A 23,747-nucleotide genomic window follows, 5' to 3' on the forward strand; every position below is an offset into this window, starting at 1 on the left:
GTTCTTTGTTAGTAATCCCGCGCCTGGGCGCGTTTTTCATTAATCATTTCAGCGACTTTACGGATACGTTCCGACAGCGCCGTCTGCGCCACGCCAACGTTCCACCAGCTACCGTATTTGTGGACCATGGTTTTCGGCAGTACTTTAATGTCGATAAGCGTGCTGACGGTTTCACGGCGAGCGGCATCCAGCGCGTGGCGAAGCTCATCGAGGGTGGTGACCCGCCAGGTCTTGCAGCCGTAGCCGGAAGCAATCGTGGCGAAATCTACCGGTACCAGCCCGCCCTGCAGCTGGCCGTTTTCCGCCGAGCGGTAGCGAAACTCGGTGCCGAAGCTATCCATACCGTGTTCCAGTTGTAGGTTGTTGATGCAGCCGTTCGCCATGTTGTCGAGCAGAATGACGTTGATCTTCGCCCGCTCCTGCAGGGAGGTGACCAGCTCAGAGTGCAGCATCATGAAGGAGCCATCGCCGACCAGCGAATAGACTTCGCTCTGCGGCTGCGCCAGCTTAACGCCGAGGGCGGCGTTGACCTCATAGCCCATGCACGAGTAGCCGTACTCGACGTGATAGGTATTCGGCGCGCGGTTGCGCCAGACGCGTTGTAAATCCCCCGGCAGGCTGCCCGCCGCCGCCACAATGACCGCATCCGCCGCCAGCGACTCGTTCAGCAGGCCAAGAACGCTGCTTTGCGTCAGGGTGGAATCCGTGATTTGACGGAATTCGCGATAAACCGATTCACGGTCAATATGGTCGTCAATTTCTGGTACGAAATCCGTTTCCTGCCAGACCGCCTGGTAGACGCGCTGGGTCTCTTTCATCTGCCGGCTCTGCACGCTTGCAATCTGCGCGCCCCATCCTGCCTGCCAGGACTCGTTCGCCAGCGCGGCGCTGAGCGCGCTTAGCGCCTCGCGGGCGTCCGCCAGCATTGGGATGCCGTCCAGCTTCCAGGCATCAAAATTACTGACGTTAACGTTAAGAAAGCGCACGCCCGGGGATTGGAATATCCATTTCGAGGAGGTGGTAAAATCGCTAAAGCGCGTGCCGATACCGATGACCAGATCGGCTTCTTTCGCCAACAGGTTGGCAGCCAGACAGCCCGTTTCGCCAACGCCGCCGACGTTCAGCGGATGCGATGAAACCACCGTGCCCTTTCCGGCCTGCGTTTCCGCAAACGGGATGTCGTAACGTTCGGCGAAGCTCACCAGCGCTTCGCCTGCCGCGGAATATTTCACGCCGCCGCCGCAGACGATGAGCGGTTTACGGCTGGCTTTAATTGCCGCTACCGCATCCGCCAACTGCGCCGCGCTTGGCGGACGGCGATCCAGACGGTGGACACGGCGGGCAAAAAAGGACTCGGGATAATCCCAGGCTTCCCCCTGCACGTCCTGTGGCAGACACAAGGTGACGGCGCCGGTTTCCGCCGGATCCGTCAGCACGCGCATGGCATTAATGCAGGCGCTCATGAGCTGTTCCGGGCGGGTAATACGATCCCAGTACTTACTCACCGCGCGAAATGCGTCGTTAGTCGTGATACTCAGATCGTGGCTCTGTTCGATTTGCTGCAGTACCGGGTCCGGCTGGCGGGTAGCGAATACATCGCCCGGCAGTAATAACAGCGGGATGCGGTTGGCCGTAGCCGTCGCCGCGGCGGTGATCATGTTGGCCGCCCCGGGACCGATGGAAGAAGTGCAGGCAATGATCTGCCGGCGCAGTGATTGACGGGCAAAGCCGGTGGCCGCATGGGCCATGCCTTGTTCATTACGTCCCTGGTAAACCCGCAGTTCGCCGCTGTTCTCTTCCAGCGCCTGGCCTAAGCCCAACACGTTGCCGTGACCAAAAATAGCGAAAATCCCTTTCACGAATTTCTGCGCTTCGCCGTCCACCTCCAGATACTGGTTATCAAGGAACTTCACCAGCGCCTGCGCCATTGTCAGTCTCAGTTTGCCCATGTTGCCTAATCCTTATCGTTCAGTATTTGTCGTGTGAGTTAGCGCTTTGCTCGCCAAAGAAGATGGCGTAGGTGAGGGAAAGCCGTTAACGTCCACTGGAATATTTTTGGATTATAGGCAAACATTTTTTTCATTAAATACAAATACAGAAGAAATGTTTCATTTTGCGAGAAGGATCAAACTCTCTACCCATTTCACACGTTTCACTTACATCTCCTTCGCGAGCAGGTTTCCAAAAAAAAGAAGAAAAACAAGATTATCTACATGAAAATTATGGATAATATTGATATTAAAAAAAGGAGAACATGGGTAAGCGGGACGCAGACAGCATGTATGGGTGAGCAGCTGCGTACCCGCGCAGAGTGGTAGATCCTTCACACTTTTGGTTTTTTAATTTCGATTAGATTTGAAAATGAAATATTTATTTCTCAAACTAGAGATAACTAATAACCATCAGGCTGTTCACGGCAGACCGTCACTCATGCGACCTTCTCCTGGCAGCAGATTTGCAAAAGGAAACCCAAGCGATGAATGCAGCAGTTAAGCGGCTCGACGTCATCTGTATTGGCCGGGTGGCCGTCGATCTCTACGCCCAGCAGATAGGGGCACGGTTGGAAGATGTGGCCAGTTTCGCCAAGTATCTCGGCGGCTCCTCGGGCAACGTCGCCTTTGGTACCGCGATTCAGGGATTAAAATCGGCGATGCTGGCGCGGGTGGGCGATGAGCACAACGGCCGGTTTCTGCGTGAAACCCTCCGCCGTGCAGGTGTCGATACCGAATATCTGATCACGGATAAAGAACGGCTGACCGCGTTGGTGATGCTGGGCATTAAGGATCAGGATACCTTCCCGCTGATTTTCTACCGCGACAACTGCGCCGATATGGCGCTGACGCCTGACGATATCAATGAAGAGTACATCGCCTCTTCACGCGCTCTGGCGGTGACCGGCACCCACCTTTCACACGCCAATACCCGAGACGCGGTACTGAAGGCGCTGGAATACGCCCGCCGCCACGGCCTGCGTACCGCGCTGGATATCGATTACCGTCCGGTGCTGTGGGGGCTTACTTCGCTGGGCGACGGTGAAACGCGTTTCATTGAGTCGGGTCCGGTGACCCGTCAGTTGCAGGAAGTTCTGCACCTGTTCGATTTAGTCGTCGGCACTGAAGAGGAGTTTCATATCGCCGGCGGCAGCACCGATACCCTCACCGCGCTGAAAAACGTTCGCCATGCCACCAAAGCGACGCTGGTCTGCAAGCGCGGGCCGATGGGCTGCGTGGTGCTGGAGGGCGCCATCCCGGATAGCTGGGACGAAGTGCCGTTGCAGCAAGGCGTTCGCGTCGAAGTACTCAACGTGCTCGGTGCCGGCGATGCTTTTATGTCCGGGCTACTGCGCGGCTGGCTTAACGATGAGGGCTGGGAGCAGGCCTGCCGCTACGCCAACGCCTGCGGCGCCTTAGTGGTTTCGCGCCACGGCTGCGCGCCGGCGATGCCGACAAAAGTAGAGCTTGATGATTATTTATCGCGGGCCGATGCCGTTCCGCGCCCGGATATCGACGCGCGGTTAAATCATTTGCACCGGGTGACCAGCCGGCGCCAGCCGTGGCCGGAACTGTGTATCTTCGCCTTTGACCATCGTAAACAGCTGGCGGATCTGGCATTAGAAACCGGGCGCGACCCGGCCTGTATTCCCGAACTCAAACTGCTGCTGTTGGCCGCCGCCGAGGCGGCCGCCACAGAGGCCGGGCTGGATCGGCGCAGCGGCATCCTCGCCGATGGTACCTATGGTCAACGTTCACTTAACGCCATTACCGGTAAAGGCTGGTGGATCGGTCGGCCGATTGAGCTCCCCAGCTCGCGTCCGCTACGTCTTGAACATGGTAATATTGGCTCACAGCTGATCGACTGGCCGCTTGAGCACGTCGTCAAATGCCTGGTCTTTTACCACCCGGATGACCCGGCGGCGCTGCGCGCCGAGCAGGATGCGCTGCTGCTGGAAGTCTGGCAGGCCTGCAATAAGTCCGGGCACGAGCTGCTATTGGAAGTGATCCTGCCGGAGAACGGACCGGACAAAGATGAACGCCACTACCACACTATGCTGGAGCACTTCTATCAGTTGGGCATCCAGCCGGACTGGTGGAAGCTGCCGCCGCTGGCCAGCGCCCAGTGGGAGCGGATCTCAGCGCTTATCGAGCGCGAAGATCCGTGGTGCCGGGGCATCCTGCTCCTGGGGCTGGATGCGCCATCGGATCGATTGCGTTCAGGTTTCGCCGAAGCGGCCGGGCACCCGATGATCAAGGGTTTTGCCGTCGGCCGAACCATCTTTGGTCAACCTTCGCGCCGCTGGATGCAGGGCGAACTGGATGACGCAGCGCTAATCGATGAAGTGAAACGGAACTATCTACGGCTCATCGGCTACTGGCGCGAAGCGCGCGGCTAACCTCCTTCAGGCCCGCCACTTCCTTAAAAGCGGCGGGCCTGCGGTTTCTTCGTGAAATGAATCGCGTATTTCATCGCAAAAAATGAAAAATTCGCTTCATTTGGTACACTGGAAGCCATATTCCTTCCATTTTCTCAGAGCGCAACTTATGGCTAATAATCCGACCCAACTGACCATCCTGCAGGATGAAATCAGACGGCGCTACGACACGCTCAGCAAACGTCTGAAGCAGGTGGCGCGCTATATACTGGATAACAGTAATAGCGTTGCTTTCGATACTGTAGCCTCCATTGCGCAACAGGCTGACGTTCCGCCCTCAACGCTGATTCGCTTCGCTAACGCCTTTGGCTTCAGCGGCTTTAACGAAATGAAGCAGATGTTCAGGCAGCATCTGATGGAAGAGACCGCCAACTACACCGAGCGCGCACGTCTGTTCCGCCAGACTACTAACGACGAAACAACGCCGCCGGAAACGCCGACGGAAATCCTCAACATGTTCAGCATGGTCAATACCCAGGCGCTGCAGCAACTGGCAATGCAGACCTCCGGCGAAGACCTCAACCGGGCGGTAGATTTACTGGCGGATGCGGAAAATATCTATGTTATCGGTCTGCGTCGCTCGTTCAGCGTCGCCTCTTACCTGACCTACGCACTGCGCCATCTGGATCGCAAAGCCTTCCTGATCGACGGCCTCGGCGGGATGTTCACCGAGCAGCTCAGTCTGGTGGGGCCGAAGGATGTGGTCGTGGCAGTGAGCTTCTCGCCTTATGCCCGTGAAGTGGTGGAGCTGGTTGAGCTTGGCGCCCAGCGCAAGGCGCGACAAATCGCCATTACCGATAGCCAGGTAAGCCCGCTTGCCGCCTTCAGTGATGTGTGCTTTGTGGTGCGTGAAGCGCAGGTCGATGGTTTCCGTTCACAGGTGGCCTCGCTGTGCCTGGCGCAAACGCTGGCGGTATCGCTGGCATTGAATAGCAGCAAAGAGCCGCAGCAGCACCGCGCCTGATTACCCGTTGCGCTAGCGGTAAACAGGGGCAATCAATAGACAAAAAAGCCGGGGACATCCCCGGCTTTTCTCGTATATCGCGCACTATGAATAGCGATCGCTGTTGATCCAGGCGTGATCGTCTTCCCAGGTAAATAGCCACTTACGATCCGGCCCCGCCATCACGTTCAGATAGTAGCTGTTGTAACCGGCGATCGCCGCTACCGGATGGTAGCCGCGCGGCACCATCACCACATCATGGTTATAGGGCGCCATACAGGCATCCAGGCTGCGGTCATCGGTGTACACTCGCTGAAAGGCAAAACCTTGCGGCGGATCGAAACGGTGGTAGTAGGTTTCTTCCAGCTGGGTTTCCTGCCCCGGCAGCGCGGTATCGTGCTTGTGCGATGGCCAGGAGCTGGTCGCCCCTTCTTCGGTGTAGACTTCCACTACCAGCAGGCAATCCGCCTGGGCGTTATCCGGCAGAATATTATGTACCAGACGCTGGTTACGCCCTTTACCGCGATGCTCTACGCCAACATCCTCAGGCCGTATCACTCGCGCCGGGAAGCTGCCTTTGCCCGGCGCGCTGCAAACCGCCAGCTCAAGATCGGAATCTGCAGTAACCTCGACCTTATCCTGCGGCGGCACATAGACCGACCACGGCGGCGTACGCTCGAATGGCGACATGCGTTTACCGAGGTCGGGAAAATCGGCGTGCTGAGTTTTGATCGAGGCCAGCCCGGAGACCAGAACCAGACATAGCTCACGATCACCGCTCTCCAGGGTCACGGTTTGCCCCTGTTTTAACATCCAGACATCAAAGCCAATATAATGCCACCCCGCGCTCTGCGGGGTGATGTGCTGGATATGTCCCTCTTTTTGCGCTTTAGCCAATAACGACATAGCGTTCTCCTTCGCCGATTAACCTAACGTCGGCATACTGAATTCAGATACGGTTTGCTGCCCCTGCGGCCAGCGCACGGTGGCAGTTTTCATACGGGTATAGAAGCGAACGCCGTCAGGCCCGTGGACGTTCAGCGCGCCAAATACCGAGCGCTTCCAGCCGCCAAAGCTATGGAAGGCCATCGGCACCGGCACCGGTACGTTGACGCCAACCATGCCGGCCTGTACATCATGAACGAACTCGCGGGCGGTATGGCCATTGCTGGTAAAGACGGCGCTGCCGTTACCAAATTCGTGGCTGTTTACCAGCGCCAGCGCGCTTTGGTAATCAGCAACGCGGACGATCCCCAGCACCGGGCCAAAAATCTCTTCACGCCAGATGGTCATTTCCGGAGTGACATGGTCAAACAGCGTACCGCCAACGTAATATCCGTCCTCATGCCCGGCCACGCGCAGCCTGCGGCCATCCACCACCAACGACGCCCCTTCGCTGACGCCCTTATCAATATAGCCGAGTACTTTTTTCTGATGCGCTTCAGATACTACCGGCCCCATCTCGTTTTCGTCTTTGCCGCGCAGGCAGCCGGGCCCCACTTTCAGCGACTCGACTAATGGTTTCAGGCGGGCGATTAATTTATCTGCGGTCTCGTCACCGACGGCCACTACTACCGGCAGAGCCATACAGCGCTCGCCTGCGGAACCATACGCACCGCCCATGATGGCATTCACTGTCGCATCAAGATCGGCGTCCGGCATCACGATGGCATGGTTTTTCGCCGCGCCAAACGCCTGGACGCGTTTTCCGTGAGCGCTGGCGGTTTTATAGATATATTCCGCCACGCCGGAGGAGCCGACAAAGCTGACGGCGGCAATACGCGGGTCGGTATAAAGCTGCTCGGCATCTTCATTGCTGCAATGAATGACGTTAAAAACGCCGTCCGGCAGACCGGCTTCTTTCAGTAATTCAGCCATGCGTACCGCCGCGGTCGGCGCCAGCGCCGGTGGTTTCAGCACGAAGCTGTTGCCGCAGGCCAACGCGATGGGGAACATCCACATCGGCACCATAGCCGGGAAATTAAACGGCGTTATCCCCGCCACCACGCCCAGCGGCTGCATGAGCGAATAGCTGTCGACGCCGGTACCTACGTCGGAAGAAAACTCACCTTTAATAAGATGCGGAATGCCGCAGGCAAACTCAACCACTTCCATGCCGCGGGTCAGCTCGCCCAACGCATCGGACCACACTTTGCCGTGCTCGCTAACGATAATTCCCGCCAGTTCATCGACGTGCTGTTCAAGCAGCATTTTAAAATTGAACAGCACGCGGGCGCGGCGCAGCGGCGTGGTACGGGACCAGCTGTCAAAAGCGTCGCGAGCGACCTGGATTGCGTCGGAAACCTCCTGCGCGGTGGAAAGCGTGACTTCGCGAACCACATCGCCAGTGGCCGGGTCGTACACCGGCATCGTTTCCCGGCTGCTGCTGGTTACCGTTTTCCCACCAATAAAGTTACCTGTGATAGTCATCTTCTCGCCTCATAGTGTAGAAGGCCGTTCAAGTTACGGCCCGTCGCTGATTGTGCTGTGCTATAACCGTAGTAAAATGAAATTTATATTTCAATAAACAGATAAAATGAAATTCCACTTTGGTGATAGCTGTCGCATTTTTCAGCAAGCCTCTCTCTACATGATTTCATATCGCAGCGGTAGTGAAGGTGAGATTTTCTGGGGTTGACGTTGATGTAAACTATGAAATGGCGCAGCAACTATTTTGCGATCGTGCTCAAACAACCATCATTTCATCCATTGCCAATGATGAAATAAACATTTTAATTATCAGGCAAGCGAACTAAACCAGTCAACATCTTGTCAGGAGTGTCAAATGGCCATTGCCCTGCAGCGTTTCTGTATCAATCGTAAAATTGCGCCATCGCTTAGCATTGAAGCGTTTTTCCGTCTGGTAAGCGAACTCGGGCTGCATAAGGTCGAGCTGCGTAATGATTTACCCAGCGGTAAAGTCACCGATGAGCTTACCCACCAGCAGGTGCGCAAGCTGGCCGACCGATACCAGCTTGAAATTCTGACGATCAATGCCGTCTATCCCTTCAACCGCCACAGCGCTGAAGTACGTCAGCAGACGGAGTCGCTGCTAAAAGAGGCGCAGGCTATTGGCGCCAAATCGCTGGTGATGTGCCCGTTAAATGATGGCACCGTTGTAGCGCCGCAAGAAACGCTTGCCGCTATGCGCGAGCTGGCGCCGTTGTTCGAACAATATGGCGTTCAGGGCCTGGTCGAGCCGCTGGGCTTCCCACAAAGTTCGCTGCGCTCGGCGGCGCAGGCGCAGGCGCTCATTCGCGACGCCCAGGTGCCGTTTAAGCTGTTAATTGATACTTTCCACCACCACCTGTATCCACAAGCTGAAGAGGAATTCAGCCAGCTGGACATTGCTGAGATAGGTCTGGTTCACCTCTCCGGCGTTGACGATCCCCGCCCACGCGAACAGTTGACCGACGACGAGCGCATCATGCTGACACCACAAGATAGGCTGCTGACCTGCCAGCAGGTAAAACATCTCGAAGCCCGCGGATACCAGGGAGATTACGCCTTCGAGCCTTTCGCTCCGCAGCTGGCGTCATGGCGCGAAGAGGAGATTCGCCGCGAGATTGAACAGAGCATCGCGCTGATTCAGCGCCACTGCGCCTGAGATTAAACGTTGAGAGTTATCGATTTCCTCCATCTTTTTGCTGTCAGGTTGCCTATAATCGACGCAGGATAAATGGAGGAATCGATCATGAGCTCACCCCTGCTGATTGCGCGCACGTTGGATAAACAACTGCATCTGCTGCCTGCAATGGCTAACCGTCACGGCCTAATTACCGGCGCCACCGGCACCGGTAAAACCGTAACTTTGCAGAAACTGGCGGAGTCTTTTTCCGAGATCGGCGTACCGGTCTTTATGGCCGATGTGAAAGGCGACCTGACCGGTATCGCGGAAGCAGGCCAGAGCTCTGAGAAACTTCAGGCGCGTCTGGAAAAAATCGGCGTTACCGACTGGGAGCCGCATGCCAACCCGGTGGTTGTTTGGGATATCTTTGGTGAAAAGGGCCACCCGGTGCGCGCCACGGTGTCGGATCTCGGCCCCCTGCTGCTCGCCCGCTTGCTCAACCTGAATGAAGTACAAAGCGGCGTGCTAAACATTATTTTCCGTATTGCTGACGATCGCGGCTTGCTGCTGCTGGACTTTAAAGATCTCCGCGCCATCACCCAGTTTATCGGTGATAACGCCAAAGCCTTCCAGAACCAGTATGGCAACATCAGCAGCGCGTCGGTCGGCGCTATCCAGCGCGGACTGTTAACCCTTGAGCAGCAGGGCGCAGAGCACTTCTTCGGCGAACCGATGCTGGATATTCAGGACTGGATGCGTGTCGATGCCAGCGGTAAAGGGGTGATTAATATCCTCAGTGCCGAAAAGCTCTATCAGATGCCGAAGCTTTACGCCGCCAGCCTGCTGTGGATGCTCTCCGAACTCTACGAACGCCTGCCGGAAGCCGGCGACCTCGAAAAACCAAAGCTGGTGTTCTTCTTCGACGAAGCCCACCTGCTGTTTAACGATGCGCCGCAGGTACTGCTGGATAAAATCGAGCAGGTGATTCGCCTTATCCGTTCTAAAGGGGTCGGCGTCTATTTTGTCTCGCAGAATCCGTCGGATATCCCGGATGCCGTGCTCGGCCAGTTGGGCAACCGCGTACAGCATGCCTTGCGTGCCTTTACTCCGAAGGATCAAAAAGCGGTGAAAACCGCCGCCCAGACCATGCGCGACAACCCGGCATTCAGTACCGAGCAGGCCATTCAGGAGCTCGGTACCGGCGAAGCGCTGATCTCCTTCCTCGACGAGAAAGGCAGCCCGTCGGTCGTCGAGCGCGCAATGGTCATCGCCCCATGTTCACGGATGGGGCCGGTCACCGATGATGAGCGAAATGGCCTGATTAACCACTCGGCGCTGTACGGCAAGTATGAAGAAGAGATTGACCGCGAGTCGGCCTTCGAAATGCTGCAAAAAGGGGTGCAGGTCGCCACAGAGCAGCAGTCGGCACCGCCGGCAAAAGGTCAACAAAACGGTGATGACGACGGGCTACTCGGTGGGCTGAAAGATATTCTGTTCGGCACTACCGGCCCGCGCGGCGGTAAACGAGATGGTATCGTGCAGACCGCGGCCAAAAGCGCCGTACGTCAGGTAACCAACCAGATCGTCCGCGGCATGCTGGGAAGCCTGCTCGGCGGAAGGCGCCGTTAGCGTAAGAAGGATGCCGACCCCGGATTGCGGCGCGCTGCGCCTCATCCGGGTTCTTTGTTGGCTCGGTGAGCGTAAGCGTTAGGCCTTAGTCGCCTCAGGGGGTTGTCTTAACATAATCCCCATATCCCCGCGCGCTTTTGCGCGCTTCGAGGCGGTGATTGCCGTGCCAGCACAGCGCCAGCACGGCGACCACCGCAACCTGATGAAGATATAGCGGCAGGCCTTTGTCTAACACCACGAAAGCAAACAGAAAAGCGAATATCGATAGCGACAGTATAACCCCCGCTAACGTGCCATTGAGATCGAACCAAAACAGCACCCGATCGGCTTTTTGCTCTTCTGCTGTGCCCGCACGCACCAGCCCCGTCGTCAGGCTCAGCACATCCGCTCGTTTCAGCGACCAGATAAAAAACACCAACATAAGCAGAAAAACTGTGCCTTCAAACAGGAACCAGCCGCTGGCCCACTCTGGATGCAACGCGCCGAAGAAGATGGTGGCGATGATAAAAATATCCGGGATCCACAAGATTCCGGCAGCGACCTGCAGAATGAATATCAGGGATTTACCAAACATCAATGCCTCCATGCAAAGACGAAAAAAAAGGGTGCTTTCGCACCCTTCTATTGTACTACGCTTTTCTCATCATCAGCCAAAGGCTAATCAGGAAGAAACTTGCGCTTGGCAGCAGCGCGCCGATTATCGGCGGTATGCCGTAAACCAACGTTAGTGGGCCAAATATCTGGTCGAGTACGTAGAAGATGAAGCCGAAGCTAATCCCGGTAACCACTCTCACGCCCATCGCCACGCTCCGCAGTGGGCCAAAAATGAACGACAGCGCCATCAGCATCATCACGGCCACCGACAGCGGCTGGAAAATTTTGCTCCACATATTGAGCTGGTAACGGCCCGGATCCTGGCCGCTGGACTTCAGATAGGTCACGTAGTTATGCAGGCCGCTGATTGACAGCGCATCCGGATCCAGCGCAACCACGCCGAGTTTGTCCGGCGTTAGCTTGGTCTTCCAGGTGCCGCTCACCATTTGCGTACCGGTGACCTGTTTTGGATCGGTGAGATTAGACTCATCCACCTGCGACAGGCGCCAGATCTTAGCTTCATTATCAAACTTAGCGGAAGCGGCGTAGCGAACTGATTGCAGACGACGGTTATCGTTAAACTGGTAGATGCTCACGCCGCCCAGCTCATCATTGCCCTTCACCCGCTCAATGTAGACAAAATTATGCCCGTCTTTCGCCCACAGCCCCTGCTGGGTCGACAACAGTGAACCGCCGTACATCTGCTGCGCACGGTAGTTACGCGCCATCTGTTCGCCCTGCGGCGCCACCCACTCACCCATCGCCATGGTTAACAACACCAGCGGGATCGCCGTTTTCATCACCGCCAGAGCCACCTGCATACGGGTAAAACCGGAAGCTTGCATCACCACCAGTTCGCTGCGCTGCGCCAGCATCCCCAGCCCCAGCAATGCGCCAAGCAGCGCCGCCATGGGGAAGAAGATTTGCACATCTTTTGGTACGCTGAGAATGGTATAAAGCCCGGCGCCCATTGCATCATAGCTGCCCTGTCCGGCTTTTTTCAGCTGGTCGACAAACTTAATAATGCCGGAGAGCGACACCAGCATGAACAGCGTCATCATGATGGTGTTGAAAATGGTTTTACCGATATAGCGGTCAAGTACGCCAAACGCCTGCATCACACCGCTCCTTTATTAAACCGGGCACGGAAACGACGCATCGGCACCGTATCCCACAGGTTAAGCAGCACCGCCAGCGCGAAGTAGAGCAGGTTCACGCCCCACATCCAGATAGCGGGGTCCATTTTGCCTTTACCCGCGTTCGATTTGATCGACGTTTGCAGCAGGAAGAACACCAGATACAGCAGCATCGCCGGCAGCATAGACAGCACGCGGCCCTGACGCGGGTTCACCACGCTAAGCGGGACAACCATCAGCGCCATCATGAACACCGCCGCCACCAGCGTAAATCGCCAGTGCAGTTCGGCGCGCGCGCGCGCGGTATCGGTCTTCCAGAGGGTGCGCATATTCATCTGTTCGGTGTCGCTGGGATCGGCCGCTACCGCTTGATGGCCAATTACCGCCTGGTAGTTTTTGAAGTCGGTAATACGGAAATCGCGCAGCATCGCCGTGCCTTCAAAACGCGTCCCCTGAGTCATAGTGACCACCTGGGATCCGTCTTTTTTCTGCGACAGTTCGCCGGAATCCGCCACTACAACGGAAGGACGCGCGTTGCCTTTTGGCCGCAATTGCGCAAGGAATACGTCGCTAAAGCGGTTGCCGTTCACGTTTTCGATAAACAACACCGCGCTGCCGTCGCTGGCCTGCTGGAACTGGCCCTGAGCCAGCGCCGCCATTCCAGGGTTGGCTTTGGCTTCCGCCAGCACTTCATCTTGATGGCGCGACGACCACGGCCCCGCCCACATCACGTTGACTGCCGCGACGGCGCCGGTAAACAGGGCGAGGATCATTGCCGCCTTAATCAATACGGCTTTACTTAAGCCGCAGGCGTGCATCACCGTAATTTCGCTTTCGGTATACAGTTTGCCCAGCGTCATCAACAACCCGAGGAAAAGACTCAGGGGCAGAATGAGCTGCGCCATTTCCGGTACGCCCAGCCCTAACAGCGAGAGCACCAGGTTGGTCGGGATATCGCCATCTACCGCGGCGCCAAGGATCCTGACGAGTTTCTGACAGAAGAAAATCAGTAACAGGATGAATAGGATCGCCAACTGGCTTTTCAGCGTCTCACGAACCAGATATCTTATGATTATCACTATAAATACGCCCGTAAAAACCCGTCTTATTGCAGGAAAATTGCTTGTTTCATGGCTTAAACGTCATTTATTCTCTTTTGTCGTCGAAAACATCGCTAAGATTAAATGACTCATCGGTTCTGCGTATCAGGATCTTTTCTGACGAACCAAGGCCGTAATAACGTTAAGATTAACACGAAGTCACCGCAACAGCGGACATGAGTTACGAAAGCTTGCAATTATATACTCAATGGATTTCGAGTTGTAGAAAGGCGGCAGGACTGTGAAGCCCCAAAGCGGCATCAGCCAGCGTCAGGGGTAAGCAGGCGTAGCCAACGCATCTGCAACTGGAAAGGCGACGAGTATAGCCGTAGCCACCACTGTTGTCTTTAAGATTCAGGAGCATAGTGCATGGAGTTCAGTGTAAAAAGCGGTAGCCCGGAGAAGCAGCGGAGTGCCTGTATCGTGGTCGGCGTCTTCGAACCACGCCGCCTCTCCCCCATCGCCGAACAACTCGATAAAATCAGCGACGGTTACATCAGCGCCCTGCTGCGTCGCGGCGAGCTCGAAGGCAAGCCAGGCCAGACGTTGTTACTGCACCATGTGCCGAACATCCTGTCTGAGCGCATTCTGCTCATCGGCTGTGGTAAAGAGCGCGAACTGGATGAACGTCAGTATAAACAAGTTATTCAGAAAACCATTAATACTCTGAATGATACTGGTTCGATGGAAGCCGTCTGCTTCCTGACCGAACTGCACGTCAAGGGCCGCAACAACTACTGGAAAGTTCGCCAGGCCGTTGAAACCGCCAAAGAGACGCTGTACAGCTTCGATCAGTTGAAGACCAACAAAAGCGAGCCACGTCGCCCGCTGCGTAAAATGGTCTTTAACGTGCCGACTCGCCGCGAGCTCACCAGCGGCGAACGCGCCATTCAACATGGCCTGGCAATCGCCGCCGGTATCAAAGCGGCGAAAGATCTCGGCAATATGCCGCCGAATATCTGTAACGCGGCTTACCTTGCTTCCCAGGCGCGCCAATTGGCCGACACTTACAGTAAGAACGTCATCACCCGCGTGATCGGCGAGCAGCAGATGCGCGAGCTGGGGATGAACTCCTATCTCGCCGTCGGCAACGGCTCGCAGAACGAGTCGCTGATGTCGGTCATCGAGTATAAAGGCAACCCGTCTGAAGACGCGCGCCCTATCGTGCTGGTCGGTAAAGGCCTGACCTTCGACTCCGGCGGCATCTCCATCAAGCCTGCCGAAGGCATGGACGAGATGAAGTACGACATGTGCGGCGCGGCGGCGGTCTACGGCGTAATGCGAATGGTTGCCGAGCTGCAGCTGCCGCTGAACGTCATCGGCGTGCTGGCGGGCTGTGAAAACATGCCTGGCGGTCGCGCTTATCGCCCGGGCGATGTTCTGACCACCATGTCCGGGCAGACCGTTGAAGTGCTGAATACCGACGCCGAAGGCCGTCTGGTATTGTGCGACGTTCTGACCTACGTTGAGCGCTTCGAGCCGGAAGCGGTTATCGATGTGGCGACGCTGACCGGCGCCTGCGTGATTGCCCTCGGCCATCACATCACCGGCCTGATGTCGAACCATAATCCGCTGGCTCATGAGCTGATCGGCGCCTCCGAACTGGCCGGCGACCGCGCATGGCGTCTGCCGCTGGCCGACGAGTTCCAGGATCAGTTGGAGTCCAACTTTGCGGATATGGCGAACATCGGCGGCCGTCCTGGCGGCGCGATTACCGCTGGCTGCTTCCTGTCACGCTTCACCCGCAAGTACAACTGGGCACACCTCGACATCGCCGGTACCGCCTGGCGTTCCGGTAAGGCCAAAGGCGCGACCGGCCGCCCGGTGGCGCTGCTGTCGCAGTTCCTGCTCAATCGTGCGGGTTTTAACGGCGAAGAGTGATTGCCGTCTGATGCCCGGTGGCGCTACGCTTACCGGGCCTACGGAAAAATGCCGTTTGTAGGCCGGGTAAGCGTAGCGCCACCCGGCTTTGCATTTAAATCCACAACAAGAAGCCCCATATATGAAAAACGCAACGTTCTATCTTCTGGACAATGACACCATCGTCGACGAGCTCAGCGCCGTCGAGCAGCTGGTGTGTGAAATTGCCGCAGAACGTTGGCGCAACGGCAAGCGCGTCCTGATCGCCTGTGAAGATGAACAGCAGGCTATTCGCCTCGACGAAGCGCTGTGGACGCGGCCGCCGGAGAGCTTTGTGCCGCATAACCTGGCGGGCGAAGGCCCGAGAGGCGGCGCGCCGGTAGAAATTGCCTGGCCGCAAAAGCGCAACAGCAGCCCGCGGGATATTCTTATCAGCCTGCGGCTAAACTTTGCAGATTTTGCCACCGCTTTCACAGAAGTGATAGACTTTGTCCCTTACGAAGATTCTCTGAAACAACTGGCGCGCGAACGCTATAAAGCGTACCGCATGGCTGGTTTCAACCTGAACACGGCAACCTGGAAATAATGGAAAAGACATACAACCCACAAGATATCGAACAGCCGCTTTACGAGCACTGGGAAAAGCAGGGCTATTTCAAACCGAATGGTGATGAAAGCCAGGAGAGCTTCTGCATCATGATCCCGCCGCCGAACGTCACCGGCAGTTTGCATATGGGTCATGCCTTCCAGCAAACCATCATGGATACCATGATTCGCTACCAGCGCATGCAGGGTAAAAACACCCTGTGGCAGGCCGGTACCGACCACGCGGGTATCGCTACCCAAATGGTGGTTGAGCGTAAGATTGCCGCTGAAGAAGGTAAAACCCGCCACGACTACGGCCGCGATGCCTTCATCGATAAAATCTGGCAGTGGAAAGCGGAATCCGGCGGCACCATTACCCGCCAGATGCGCCGCCTCGGCAACTCCGTCGACTGGGAGCGCGAGCGCTTCACGATGGATGAAGGCCTGTCCAACGCGGTAAAAGAAGTCTTCGTTCGCCTGTACAAAGAAGACCTGATTTATCGCGGCAAGCGCCTGGTCAACTGGGACCCGAAACTGCGCACCGCCATCTCTGACCTGGAAGTAGAGAACCGCGAATCGAAAGGTTCCATGTGGCACATCCGCTATCCGCTGGCCGATGGCGCGAAAACCGCTGACGGTAAAGATTACCTGGTGGTCGCCACCACGCGTCCGGAAACCCTGCTGGGCGATACCGGCGTGGCCGTTAACCCGGAGGATCCGCGTTACAAAGATCTGATCGGTAAATTCGTGGTGCTGCCGCTGGTTAACCGCCGCATTCCAATTGTTGGCGACGAGCACGCCGACATGGAAAAAGGCACCGGCTGCGTGAAAATCACCCCGGCGCACGACTTTAACGACTACGAAGTTGGCCGCCGTCATCAGCTGCCGATGATTAATATTTTGACCTTTGATGGCGACATCCGTGAAAGCGCGGAAGTCTACGATACCAAAGGCAACGAATCCGACGTCTATTCCAACGAGATCCCGGCTGAATTCCAGAAGATGGAACGTTTTGCCGCGCGTAAAGCGATGGTTGCCGCCGTCGACGCGTTGGGCCTGCTGGAAGAGATCAAACCGCACGACCTGACCGTGCCTTACGGCGACCGCGGCGGCGTGGTTATCGAACCGATGCTGACCGACCAGTGGTACGTGCGTGCCGACGTGCTGGCCAAGCCGGCAGTTGAAGCCGTTGAGAATGGCGACATTCAGTTCGTGCCGAAGCAGTACGAAAACATGTACTTCTCCTGGATGCGCGATATTCAGGATTGGTGTATTTCCCGTCAGCTGTGGTGGGGTCACCGCATCCCGGCATGGTACGACGATCAGGGCAACGTCTACGTTGGCCGCACCGAAGACGAAGTACGCCAGGAAAATAATCTCGGCGCCGACGTCGCGCTGCGTCAGGACGAAGACGTTCTGGATACCTGGTTCTCTTCCGCGCTGTGGACCTTCTCCACCCTCGGCTGGCCGGAAAACACCGATGCGCTGCGTCAGTTCCACCCGACCAGCGTGATGGTGTCCGGCTTCGACATTATCTTCTTCTGGATTGCCCGCATGATCATGATGACCATGCACTTCATCAAAGATGAAAACGGCAAGCCGCAGGTTCCGTTTAAGACCGTCTACATGACCGGCCTTATCCGCGACGACGAAGGCCAGAAGATGTCCAAATCCAAGGGTAACGTCATTGACCCGCTGGATATGGTTGACGGCATCACCCTGCCGGAGCTGCTGGAGAAACGTACCGGCAACATGATGCAGCCGCAGCTGGCGGAAAAAATCCGTAAGCGCACCGAGAAACAGTTCCCGAACGGCATCGAGCCGCACGGCACCGACGCCCTGCGTTTCACCCTGGCGGCGCTGGCCTCTACCGGCCGCGACATCAACTGGGATATGAAGCGTCTGGAAGGTTACCGTAACTTCTGCAACAAGCTGTGGAACGCCAGCCGCTTCGTACTGATGAATACCGAAGATCAAGATTGCGGTTTCAACGGCGGCGAGATGGTGCTGTCCCTGGCCGACCGCTGGATCCTGGCTGAATTCAACCAGACCGTGAAAGCGTACCGCGAAGCGCTGGATAACTTCCGCTTCGATATCGCCGCGGGCATCCTGTATGAATTTACCTGGAACCAGTTCTGCGACTGGTACCTCGAACTGACCAAGCCGGTCATGAACGGTGGCAGCGAAGCGGAGCTGCGCGGGACTCGTCATACTCTGGTGACCGTGCTGGAAGGTCTGCTGCGCCTGGCGCACCCGATTATTCCTTTCATCACCGAGACCATCTGGCAGCGCGTGAAAGTAATCTGCGGTATCACCGCCGATACCATCATGCTGCAACCGTTCCCGCAGTACGAGGCTTCTCAGGTTGATGAAGCGGCGCTGGCCGACACCGAATGGCTGAAGCAGGCGATCGTCGCCGTACGTAACATCCGTGCGGAGATGAACATCGCTCCGGGTAAACCGCTGGAACTGCTGCTGCGCGGCTGCAGCAAAGATGCCGAGCGTCGTGTTAACGACAACCGCAGCTTCCTGCTGAACCTGGCGCGTCTGGAAAGCATCACCGTGCTGCCTGCCGATGATAAAGGTCCAGTTTCCGTGACCAAGATTATCGACGGCGCCGAGCTGCTGATCCCGATGGCGGGTCTTATCGACAAAGAAGCCGAGCTGGCGCGTCTGGCAAAAGAAGTGGCGAAAGTCGAAGCGGAAATCGGCCGTATCGAAAGCAAGCTGTCCAACGAAGGCTTTGTGGCCCGCGCGCCGGAAGCGGTTATCGCCAAAGAGCGTGAGAAGCTGGAAGGCTACGCGGAAGCGAAAGCGAAACTGATTGAACAGCAGGCAGTGATCGCCGCGCTGTAATCCTCCCGCCCCTTATCCCATCCGGTAAGGGGCGTTATTTTATGAAAGATCCTCGCTTGCACTCTCCCCGCCCGCAGTGTTATTAACAACATCATCCGTCATTATTATGTAATGAGTCTTCAAATGAATACGAGCGCAACCCTAACGCTATCCCTGCGCCGCATCACGGCCACTGATAATCCGGCGATTGCCAATGTTATCCGCCAGGTCTCCGCGGAATACGGTCTGACCGCCGACAAAGGCTATACGGTCGCTGACCCAAATCTGGATGAACTCTATGAGCTCTATAGCCAACCTGGCTCCGCTTATTGGGTCGTTGAGCAGAATGGCGAAGTGGTCGGCGGCGGCGGCGTGGCGCCGCTTTCGTGTAGCGAGTCCGATATCTGTGAGCTGCAGAAAATGTACTTTATGACCTCGGCGCGCGGCAAAGGTCTGGCGAAAAAGCTGGCGCTGATGGCGATGGATTACGCCCGCGAGCAGGGTTTTAAACGCTGCTATCTGGAAACCACCGCTTTTTTGAAAGAAGCGATTGGCTTGTATGAGCATCTCGGGTTTGAGCATATTGACGAGCCGCTGGGCTGCACCGGCCACGTCGATTGTGAAGTGCGGATGTTGAAAACGCTGTAACGCCTCGCTACCGTGGGCCTCCCCGGTAGCGCTGCGCTTATCGGGGCTACCCGCGGTGTCGTTTTTTGTCGGGTGGCGGCTAACGCCTTACCCGACCTACGGCCCGTGCTATTGCGAGCTAAAGCTCTCAACGCTCTCCCTCTCCCCAGGATTACTGAAACTGCCGGTGTTAGTGGCTACAGGGGCCGAATACCGCGGGCTACAACGCCGTCGGCACGCCGCTGTGGAAGCGGAACTCGGGCTCCGGGCGGAGGATCAATGCCGCTTCCGCCTCGCCAAGCTGGCGTACGCGCTCGCTGATATCTCCCCCCGCTATCATCTGCGCCAGATCCAGGTAGTCCTGATAATGCCGGGCCTCGGAGCGCAGCAACGACAGATAAAACTTCTGTAGATCATCATCCAGCCACGGTGCCAGCGCGGCAAATCGCTCGCAGGAGCGCGCTTCGATATAAGCGCCGCAAATCAGCTTATCGATTAGCATCACCGGCTCATGGGATCGCACCTCCCGGCGCATACCGCGGGCATAGTTGCTGGCGGTGATTTTGACGTAAGGGATATCCCGCGCCAGCATGATCTCACGCACCTGCCAGAAGTGGTGCAGCTCCTCTTTGATAAGCAGAATCATGCTGTCGAGCAACTGGCTGCCCCACGGGTCGTTGGTTCGCGGCATGGCGCTTTTGTTGATCCGTTTATGCAGAGCGACAAAATCCGGCTCCGGCCCACGGCGATAGGTAAAGTCTTCGTACGGTTTCAGGCATTCCAGTAGCTCGTCGGCGCCATCTTTATCGGCGACGTAGCGGCGTACCAGCAGCATGGCGTTTTGCGCCGCTTTCAGCTCGCATACCATATGGTCGGTCAACAGCAGCGGCAGGTTTTCCGGTTTACGGGCTTCGTCAATCCACGCCTGCGGCGTTGGGCAGTGCAGGAATGCTAAAATCGGGGAAAGTATTTGCGGGTAATCCATTGAAGCTCCAGGCTATACCCTAATCAGGACGGGTATATACGGCGGCAGACGCCGCCGTATCCGTTGACGACTTAGTGGCGTACGCCGTTATCGTCTTCGTCAATTAAATCTTCGTCATCTTCGCCGTCATCGTCTTCGCCGTTCGGGTCTTCGTAGTAGGTACCCCAACCGTCGTACTCGACGTTGAATTTTTCCGCCAGGTTCATCAGCTGTTCAACCTGGGCATCGATCAGATCGGCGTTGAGCGCGCTTTCGCTCAGGATATCGCAGCAGATCACCACTTCGCCTTCTTCGACTTCCAGCTCTTCCGGCTCGGTGACTTCATAACCCATCTTGAAGGCCTCTACCGCCACTTTTTCCAACGTTTCGAAATCGTCGGCAGAGAGATGATGCTCAATGGTATACAGCGCGTCCGGATCGCTGCCATCTTCCAGCAGCTCTTCGATAATCAGACGCGTTTCCTCACGCTGTTCTTCCAGTAGTTCCGGGTTTGCCATGGCTCGTTCCTCATAATGTGCGGCAGATACTCCTATTGTCACATACCGCCGTGATTGCCTCCACCTTCTGTGTAAAAGATTTCTAACTCGGGGTTGCAAATGAATATTCATACATATAAAGTGAATTTTAATTCAATAGTGGCGTTTGCCAGGTGAGGGAATTATGTCCGCGTTATATCAGAAGCATTTCTTGAGATTACTGGATTTTACTGCTGCAGAAATTACCGGCCTTGTCGACCTGGCCGCGCAATTAAAAGCCGATAAGAAAAACGGTATCGAGGCCCAGAAACTGAAGGGCAAAAACATCGCGCTCATCTTCGAAAAAGACTCAACCCGCACACGATGCTCTTTCGAAGTTGCCGCTTACGACCAGGGCGCCCGCGTGACCTATCTCGGTTCCAGCGGAAGCCAAATCGGCCACAAAGAATCCATGAAAGATACCGCCCGCGTGCTGGGCCGCATGTATGACGGTATTCAGTACCGCGGCTACGGCCAGGAGCTGGTGGAAACCCTGGCGGAGTATGCCGGCGTGCCGGTGTGGAACGGCCTGACCGATGAATTCCACCCGACGCAGCTCCTGGCCGACCTGCTGACCATGCAAGAGCACCTGCCGGGTAAGGCATTTAATGAAATGACGCTGGTCTACGCCGGCGACGCGCGTAACAACATGGGTAACTCCATGCTGGAAGCCGCCGCGCTGACCGGGCTGGACCTGCGCCTGGTGGCGCCGAAAGCCTGCTGGCCGGAAGAGGGTTTAGTGGCGGAATGCACTGCGCTGGCGAAAAAGCACGGCGGCAATATTACCCTGACGGAAGATATCGCCGCGGGCGTAAAAGGCGCCGATTTCATTTATACCGACGTGTGGGTATCGATGGGCGAGGCGAAAGAGAAATGGGCGGAGCGTATCGCCCTGCTGCGCGGCTATCAGGTGAATAAAGCCATGCTGCAATTAACCGGCAACCCGCAGGTGAAATTCCTGCATTGTCTGCCCGCGTTCCACGATGACCAGACCATTCTCGGCAAACAGATGGCGGCGGAGTATGGACTGCACGGCGGTATGGAAGTGACCGATGAAGTCTTTGAATCCCCAGCGAGCATCGTCTTCGATCAGGCGGAAAACCGTATGCACACCATCAAAGCGGTGATGGTGGCGACGCTTGGAAAATAACCATTAATCACGGTAGGTTCCCGGATAGCGCGCTACGCGTATCCGGGCTAACCGTTTTAAGCCATCAACACCTTCACCACCGCTTTGCGCACCTTCGCCGGCGCCCCGACCGCACAGAGCGGTTTATGCACTTCGCCTGGATAAAACACCACAAAATCGCCCTCGTTAAGGATAACGGTTTTCTCCTGCGCGCCCTCGGCGAGGAAGGCGATGTCTTTGTCCGCCAGCCAGTCAATCTGCGGCTCGCCTGCGGGTAAGGTGCTGAAGGTCATCCCTTCCTGACCGCGAAGTACAATTTGAATATCCAGATAGCGGGCGTGATACTCGGCGCGACGCTCGGCCTGTGCTTCGGTGCTGTCTTCAGAAATCAGATAGAACAGATTATTGCCGTCGATGTCGTGTTTGCCGAGCGGCGTCGACGCACTAACGTGGGCTTTAACATGCTCAATCGCCTGACGCAGCGCGTCCGGCAGCCAGGATTGCAGATGATGAATATTGCCGATAATCATAGTAGCCCTCAAATATAAAACAGCTTTTCATTTTTGTTTTATACGCTGCTTACCACTGCCAGACCACATTTTTATCGCGGTTTTTTGCGCTGGCGCAGCCTTCGCAGGCAAACGTTTCCCTGATTGTGGATTAATCGCTTGATTGCTCATCAAAGCTGCGTATAATGCCAGCCGTTTTGCCGGGAGGAAATATGGTCAATTGCGTACGACATTGCTGTGTCTTACCGCGTCTGAAAGCAGGCGCTGGCCTGGCGTTTTTCTTTCCGTTGCTCAATGAATTCTCGAAGCCCCTTATTTAAGGGGCTTTTTTTTTGCTCAGGCGTCAGGAGATAAGCATGGCTAACCCGCTATATCAAAAACATATCATTTCCATAAACGATCTCAGCCGCGAAGACCTCGAACTGGTGCTGGCGACGGCCGCAAAGCTGAAAGCCAATCCGCAACCCGAGCTGCTGAAGCATAAGGTTATCGCCAGCTGTTTCTTTGAAGCCTCCACCCGTACTCGCCTCTCTTTTGAAACCTCCATGCATCGCCTCGGCGCCAGCGTGGTTGGCTTCTCCGACAGCAGCAACACCTCGCTCGGCAAGAAAGGCGAAACCCTGGCCGACACCATTTCGGTTATCAGCACCTACGTCGACGCTATCGTAATGCGCCATCCGCAAGAGGGCGCCGCGCGTCTGGCAACCGAATTCTCCGGCAACGTACCGATTCTCAACGCCGGCGACGGCGCCAATCAGCATCCAACGCAAACCCTGCTCGACCTGTTCACCATTCAGGAAACTCAGGGCCGCCTTGAGAACCTCAATATCGCGATGGTCGGCGACCTGAAATATGGCCGTACCGTACATTCGCTGACCCAGGCGCTGGCCAAATTCAACGGCAACCGCTTCTACTTCATCGCCCCGGACGCGCTGGCGATGCCGCAGTACATTCTCGATATGCTGGATGAAAAAGGCATCGCCTGGAGCCTGCATAGCGCCATCGACGAAGTGATGGCAGAGGTCGATATTCTGTATATGACTCGCGTGCAGAAAGAGCGCCTGGACCCATCGGAATACGCCAACGTGAAGGCACAGTTCGTGCTGCGCGCCGCGGATCTCGAAGGCGCCCGCGTCAACATGAAGGTGCTGCACCCGCTGCCGCGCGTTGATGAAATCACCACCGACGTCGATAAAACGCCGCACGCCTGGTACTTCCAGCAGGCCGGCAACGGCATCTTCGCCCGCCAGGCGTTACTGGCACTGGTATTGAATAGCGAGCTGGCACAATAAGGGGGAATGAG

Annotated in this window: 20 protein-coding genes; 11 read left to right on the forward strand and 9 right to left on the reverse strand. The window is 56.4% G+C overall.

Going from position 1 to position 23,747, the window contains the following annotated elements; translation table 11 throughout:
• Positions 1 to 8 precede the first annotated feature (8 nt).
• The gene (gene iolD / locus AC2CGP_RS20100; protein WP_047080050.1) at positions 9 to 1,949 is read right to left on the reverse strand and encodes a 3D-(3,5/4)-trihydroxycyclohexane-1,2-dione acylhydrolase (decyclizing); all 1,941 of its coding nucleotides are present in this window, start codon (positions 1,947 to 1,949) and stop codon (positions 9 to 11) included.
• Positions 1,950 to 2,476: 527 nt separating this feature from the next.
• On the opposite strand from iolD, the gene AC2CGP_RS20105 reads away from it, so the two are divergent.
• Together AC2CGP_RS20105 and AC2CGP_RS20110 are read left to right on the forward strand one after the other, a co-directional pair.
• Positions 2,477 to 4,390: a bifunctional 5-dehydro-2-deoxygluconokinase/5-dehydro-2-deoxyphosphogluconate aldolase gene (locus AC2CGP_RS20105; RefSeq protein ID WP_015704220.1), complete on the forward strand. Its 1,914-nt coding sequence runs from the start codon at positions 2,477 to 2,479 to the stop codon at positions 4,388 to 4,390.
• Between the two features lie 148 nt (positions 4,391 to 4,538).
• Positions 4,539 to 5,393: a MurR/RpiR family transcriptional regulator gene (locus AC2CGP_RS20110; protein WP_015368536.1), complete on the forward strand. Its 855-nt coding sequence runs from the start codon at positions 4,539 to 4,541 to the stop codon at positions 5,391 to 5,393.
• Positions 5,394 to 5,477: 84 nt separating this feature from the next.
• Here AC2CGP_RS20110 and iolB read toward each other — a convergent pair whose 3' ends face one another.
• Positions 5,478 to 6,278: a 5-deoxy-glucuronate isomerase gene (gene iolB, locus AC2CGP_RS20115; RefSeq protein ID WP_020079778.1), complete on the reverse strand. Its 801-nt coding sequence runs from the start codon at positions 6,276 to 6,278 to the stop codon at positions 5,478 to 5,480.
• Positions 6,279 to 6,296: 18 nt separating this feature from the next.
• A complete protein-coding gene (locus tag AC2CGP_RS20120) occupies positions 6,297 to 7,802 on the reverse strand; it encodes a CoA-acylating methylmalonate-semialdehyde dehydrogenase (protein WP_015368538.1) in 1,506 nt (501 codons plus the stop codon).
• Positions 7,803 to 8,157: 355 nt separating this feature from the next.
• On the opposite strand from AC2CGP_RS20120, the gene AC2CGP_RS20125 reads away from it, so the two are divergent.
• Together AC2CGP_RS20125 and AC2CGP_RS20130 are read left to right on the forward strand one after the other, a co-directional pair.
• Positions 8,158 to 8,979 carry a TIM barrel protein gene (locus AC2CGP_RS20125; RefSeq protein ID WP_213759878.1) on the forward strand — a complete coding sequence of 274 codons (822 nt, stop codon included), beginning with the start codon at positions 8,158 to 8,160 and terminating at the stop codon, positions 8,977 to 8,979.
• Between the two features lie 87 nt (positions 8,980 to 9,066).
• Positions 9,067 to 10,569 carry a helicase HerA-like C-terminal domain-containing protein gene (locus AC2CGP_RS20130; RefSeq protein ID WP_126027731.1) on the forward strand — a complete coding sequence of 501 codons (1,503 nt, stop codon included), beginning with the start codon at positions 9,067 to 9,069 and terminating at the stop codon, positions 10,567 to 10,569.
• Between the two features lie 94 nt (positions 10,570 to 10,663).
• On the opposite strand, the gene AC2CGP_RS20135 is transcribed toward AC2CGP_RS20130, so the two are convergent.
• The 3 genes from AC2CGP_RS20135 to lptF are packed head-to-tail and all read right to left on the reverse strand — an operon-like array spanning position 10,664 to position 13,378.
• Complete coding sequence (locus AC2CGP_RS20135; protein WP_045360294.1) at positions 10,664 to 11,143, reverse strand: hypothetical protein; 480 nt, start codon at positions 11,141 to 11,143, stop codon at positions 10,664 to 10,666.
• 55 nt (positions 11,144 to 11,198) lie between these two features.
• Entirely contained in the window at positions 11,199 to 12,281 is a 1,083-nt protein-coding gene (gene lptG / locus AC2CGP_RS20140; protein ID WP_015368543.1) for an LPS export ABC transporter permease LptG, read from the reverse strand.
• A complete protein-coding gene (gene lptF / locus AC2CGP_RS20145) occupies positions 12,281 to 13,378 on the reverse strand; it encodes an LPS export ABC transporter permease LptF (RefSeq protein WP_020079782.1) in 1,098 nt (365 codons plus the stop codon). Before lptF ends, lptG begins: the two co-directional genes overlap by 1 nt.
• A 390-nt stretch (positions 13,379 to 13,768) precedes the next feature.
• Between lptF and pepA the strand changes: the two genes are divergently transcribed.
• The 4 genes from pepA to AC2CGP_RS20165 all read left to right on the forward strand — a co-directional run bounded on the left by pepA (position 13,769) and on the right by AC2CGP_RS20165 (position 19,327).
• Entirely contained in the window at positions 13,769 to 15,280 is a 1,512-nt protein-coding gene (gene pepA / locus AC2CGP_RS20150) for a leucyl aminopeptidase (RefSeq protein ID WP_008807121.1), read from the forward strand.
• A 121-nt stretch (positions 15,281 to 15,401) separates the two neighbouring features.
• On the forward strand, positions 15,402 to 15,845 hold the full coding sequence (gene holC / locus AC2CGP_RS20155) for a DNA polymerase III subunit chi (protein WP_015368546.1): 444 nt from the start codon (positions 15,402 to 15,404) through the stop codon (positions 15,843 to 15,845).
• Entirely contained in the window at positions 15,845 to 18,700 is a 2,856-nt protein-coding gene (locus AC2CGP_RS20160; RefSeq protein WP_015368547.1) for a valine--tRNA ligase, read from the forward strand. The genes holC and AC2CGP_RS20160 overlap by 1 nt, the downstream gene beginning before the upstream one ends.
• 123 nt (positions 18,701 to 18,823) lie before the next feature.
• Positions 18,824 to 19,327, forward strand: coding sequence for a GNAT family N-acetyltransferase (locus tag AC2CGP_RS20165; RefSeq protein ID WP_047053226.1), 504 nt, complete (start codon positions 18,824 to 18,826; stop codon positions 19,325 to 19,327).
• Positions 19,328 to 19,526: 199 nt separating this feature from the next.
• Here AC2CGP_RS20165 and miaE read toward each other — a convergent pair whose 3' ends face one another.
• Together miaE and rraB are read right to left on the reverse strand one after the other, a co-directional pair.
• The gene (gene miaE / locus AC2CGP_RS20170; protein WP_032713561.1) at positions 19,527 to 20,291 is read right to left on the reverse strand and encodes a tRNA isopentenyl-2-thiomethyl-A-37 hydroxylase MiaE; all 765 of its coding nucleotides are present in this window, start codon (positions 20,289 to 20,291) and stop codon (positions 19,527 to 19,529) included.
• Positions 20,292 to 20,362: 71 nt separating this feature from the next.
• Positions 20,363 to 20,788: a ribonuclease E inhibitor RraB gene (gene rraB, locus AC2CGP_RS20175; protein ID WP_015368550.1), complete on the reverse strand. Its 426-nt coding sequence runs from the start codon at positions 20,786 to 20,788 to the stop codon at positions 20,363 to 20,365.
• Between the two features lie 163 nt (positions 20,789 to 20,951).
• Here rraB and argF point away from each other — a divergent pair, with 163 nt between their 5' ends.
• Entirely contained in the window at positions 20,952 to 21,956 is a 1,005-nt protein-coding gene (gene argF, locus AC2CGP_RS20180) for an ornithine carbamoyltransferase (RefSeq protein WP_015368551.1), read from the forward strand.
• 56 nt (positions 21,957 to 22,012) lie between these two features.
• Here argF and AC2CGP_RS20185 read toward each other — a convergent pair whose 3' ends face one another.
• Positions 22,013 to 22,465, reverse strand: coding sequence for a YhcH/YjgK/YiaL family protein (locus AC2CGP_RS20185; RefSeq protein ID WP_042894228.1), 453 nt, complete (start codon positions 22,463 to 22,465; stop codon positions 22,013 to 22,015).
• Positions 22,466 to 22,656: 191 nt separating this feature from the next.
• Here AC2CGP_RS20185 and AC2CGP_RS20190 point away from each other — a divergent pair, with 191 nt between their 5' ends.
• Both AC2CGP_RS20190 and pyrB read left to right on the forward strand, forming a co-directional pair.
• Positions 22,657 to 22,764 carry a pyrBI operon leader peptide gene (locus AC2CGP_RS20190; protein WP_020079785.1) on the forward strand — a complete coding sequence of 36 codons (108 nt, stop codon included), beginning with the start codon at positions 22,657 to 22,659 and terminating at the stop codon, positions 22,762 to 22,764.
• A gap of 36 nt (positions 22,765 to 22,800) precedes the next feature.
• Entirely contained in the window at positions 22,801 to 23,736 is a 936-nt protein-coding gene (gene pyrB / locus AC2CGP_RS20195; protein ID WP_047053946.1) for an aspartate carbamoyltransferase, read from the forward strand.
• The last annotated feature ends 11 nt before the right edge of the window (positions 23,737 to 23,747 follow it).

This window comes from Klebsiella sp. SYXHC3 (genome assembly GCF_057196925.1).

Coding starts and splice junctions, on each gene's coding strand:
- iolD (WP_047080050.1), bottom strand. CDS start 1,949: ATGGGCAAACTGAGACTGACAATGGCGCAGGCGCTGGTGAAGTTCCTT.
- AC2CGP_RS20105 (WP_015704220.1), top strand. CDS start 2,477: ATGAATGCAGCAGTTAAGCGGCTCGACGTCATCTGTATTGGCCGGGTG.
- AC2CGP_RS20110 (WP_015368536.1), top strand. CDS start 4,539: ATGGCTAATAATCCGACCCAACTGACCATCCTGCAGGATGAAATCAGA.
- iolB (WP_020079778.1), bottom strand. CDS start 6,278: ATGTCGTTATTGGCTAAAGCGCAAAAAGAGGGACATATCCAGCACATC.
- AC2CGP_RS20120 (WP_015368538.1), bottom strand. CDS start 7,802: ATGACTATCACAGGTAACTTTATTGGTGGGAAAACGGTAACCAGCAGC.
- AC2CGP_RS20125 (WP_213759878.1), top strand. CDS start 8,158: ATGGCCATTGCCCTGCAGCGTTTCTGTATCAATCGTAAAATTGCGCCA.
- AC2CGP_RS20130 (WP_126027731.1), top strand. CDS start 9,067: ATGAGCTCACCCCTGCTGATTGCGCGCACGTTGGATAAACAACTGCAT.
- AC2CGP_RS20135 (WP_045360294.1), bottom strand. CDS start 11,143: ATGTTTGGTAAATCCCTGATATTCATTCTGCAGGTCGCTGCCGGAATC.
- lptG (WP_015368543.1), bottom strand. CDS start 12,281: ATGCAGGCGTTTGGCGTACTTGACCGCTATATCGGTAAAACCATTTTC.
- pepA (WP_008807121.1), top strand. CDS start 13,769: ATGGAGTTCAGTGTAAAAAGCGGTAGCCCGGAGAAGCAGCGGAGTGCC.
- holC (WP_015368546.1), top strand. CDS start 15,402: ATGAAAAACGCAACGTTCTATCTTCTGGACAATGACACCATCGTCGAC.
- AC2CGP_RS20160 (WP_015368547.1), top strand. CDS start 15,845: ATGGAAAAGACATACAACCCACAAGATATCGAACAGCCGCTTTACGAG.
- AC2CGP_RS20165 (WP_047053226.1), top strand. CDS start 18,824: ATGAATACGAGCGCAACCCTAACGCTATCCCTGCGCCGCATCACGGCC.
- miaE (WP_032713561.1), bottom strand. CDS start 20,291: ATGGATTACCCGCAAATACTTTCCCCGATTTTAGCATTCCTGCACTGC.
- rraB (WP_015368550.1), bottom strand. CDS start 20,788: ATGGCAAACCCGGAACTACTGGAAGAACAGCGTGAGGAAACGCGTCTG.
- argF (WP_015368551.1), top strand. CDS start 20,952: ATGTCCGCGTTATATCAGAAGCATTTCTTGAGATTACTGGATTTTACT.
- AC2CGP_RS20185 (WP_042894228.1), bottom strand. CDS start 22,465: ATGATTATCGGCAATATTCATCATCTGCAATCCTGGCTGCCGGACGCG.
- AC2CGP_RS20190 (WP_020079785.1), top strand. CDS start 22,657: ATGGTCAATTGCGTACGACATTGCTGTGTCTTACCGCGTCTGAAAGCA.
- pyrB (WP_047053946.1), top strand. CDS start 22,801: ATGGCTAACCCGCTATATCAAAAACATATCATTTCCATAAACGATCTC.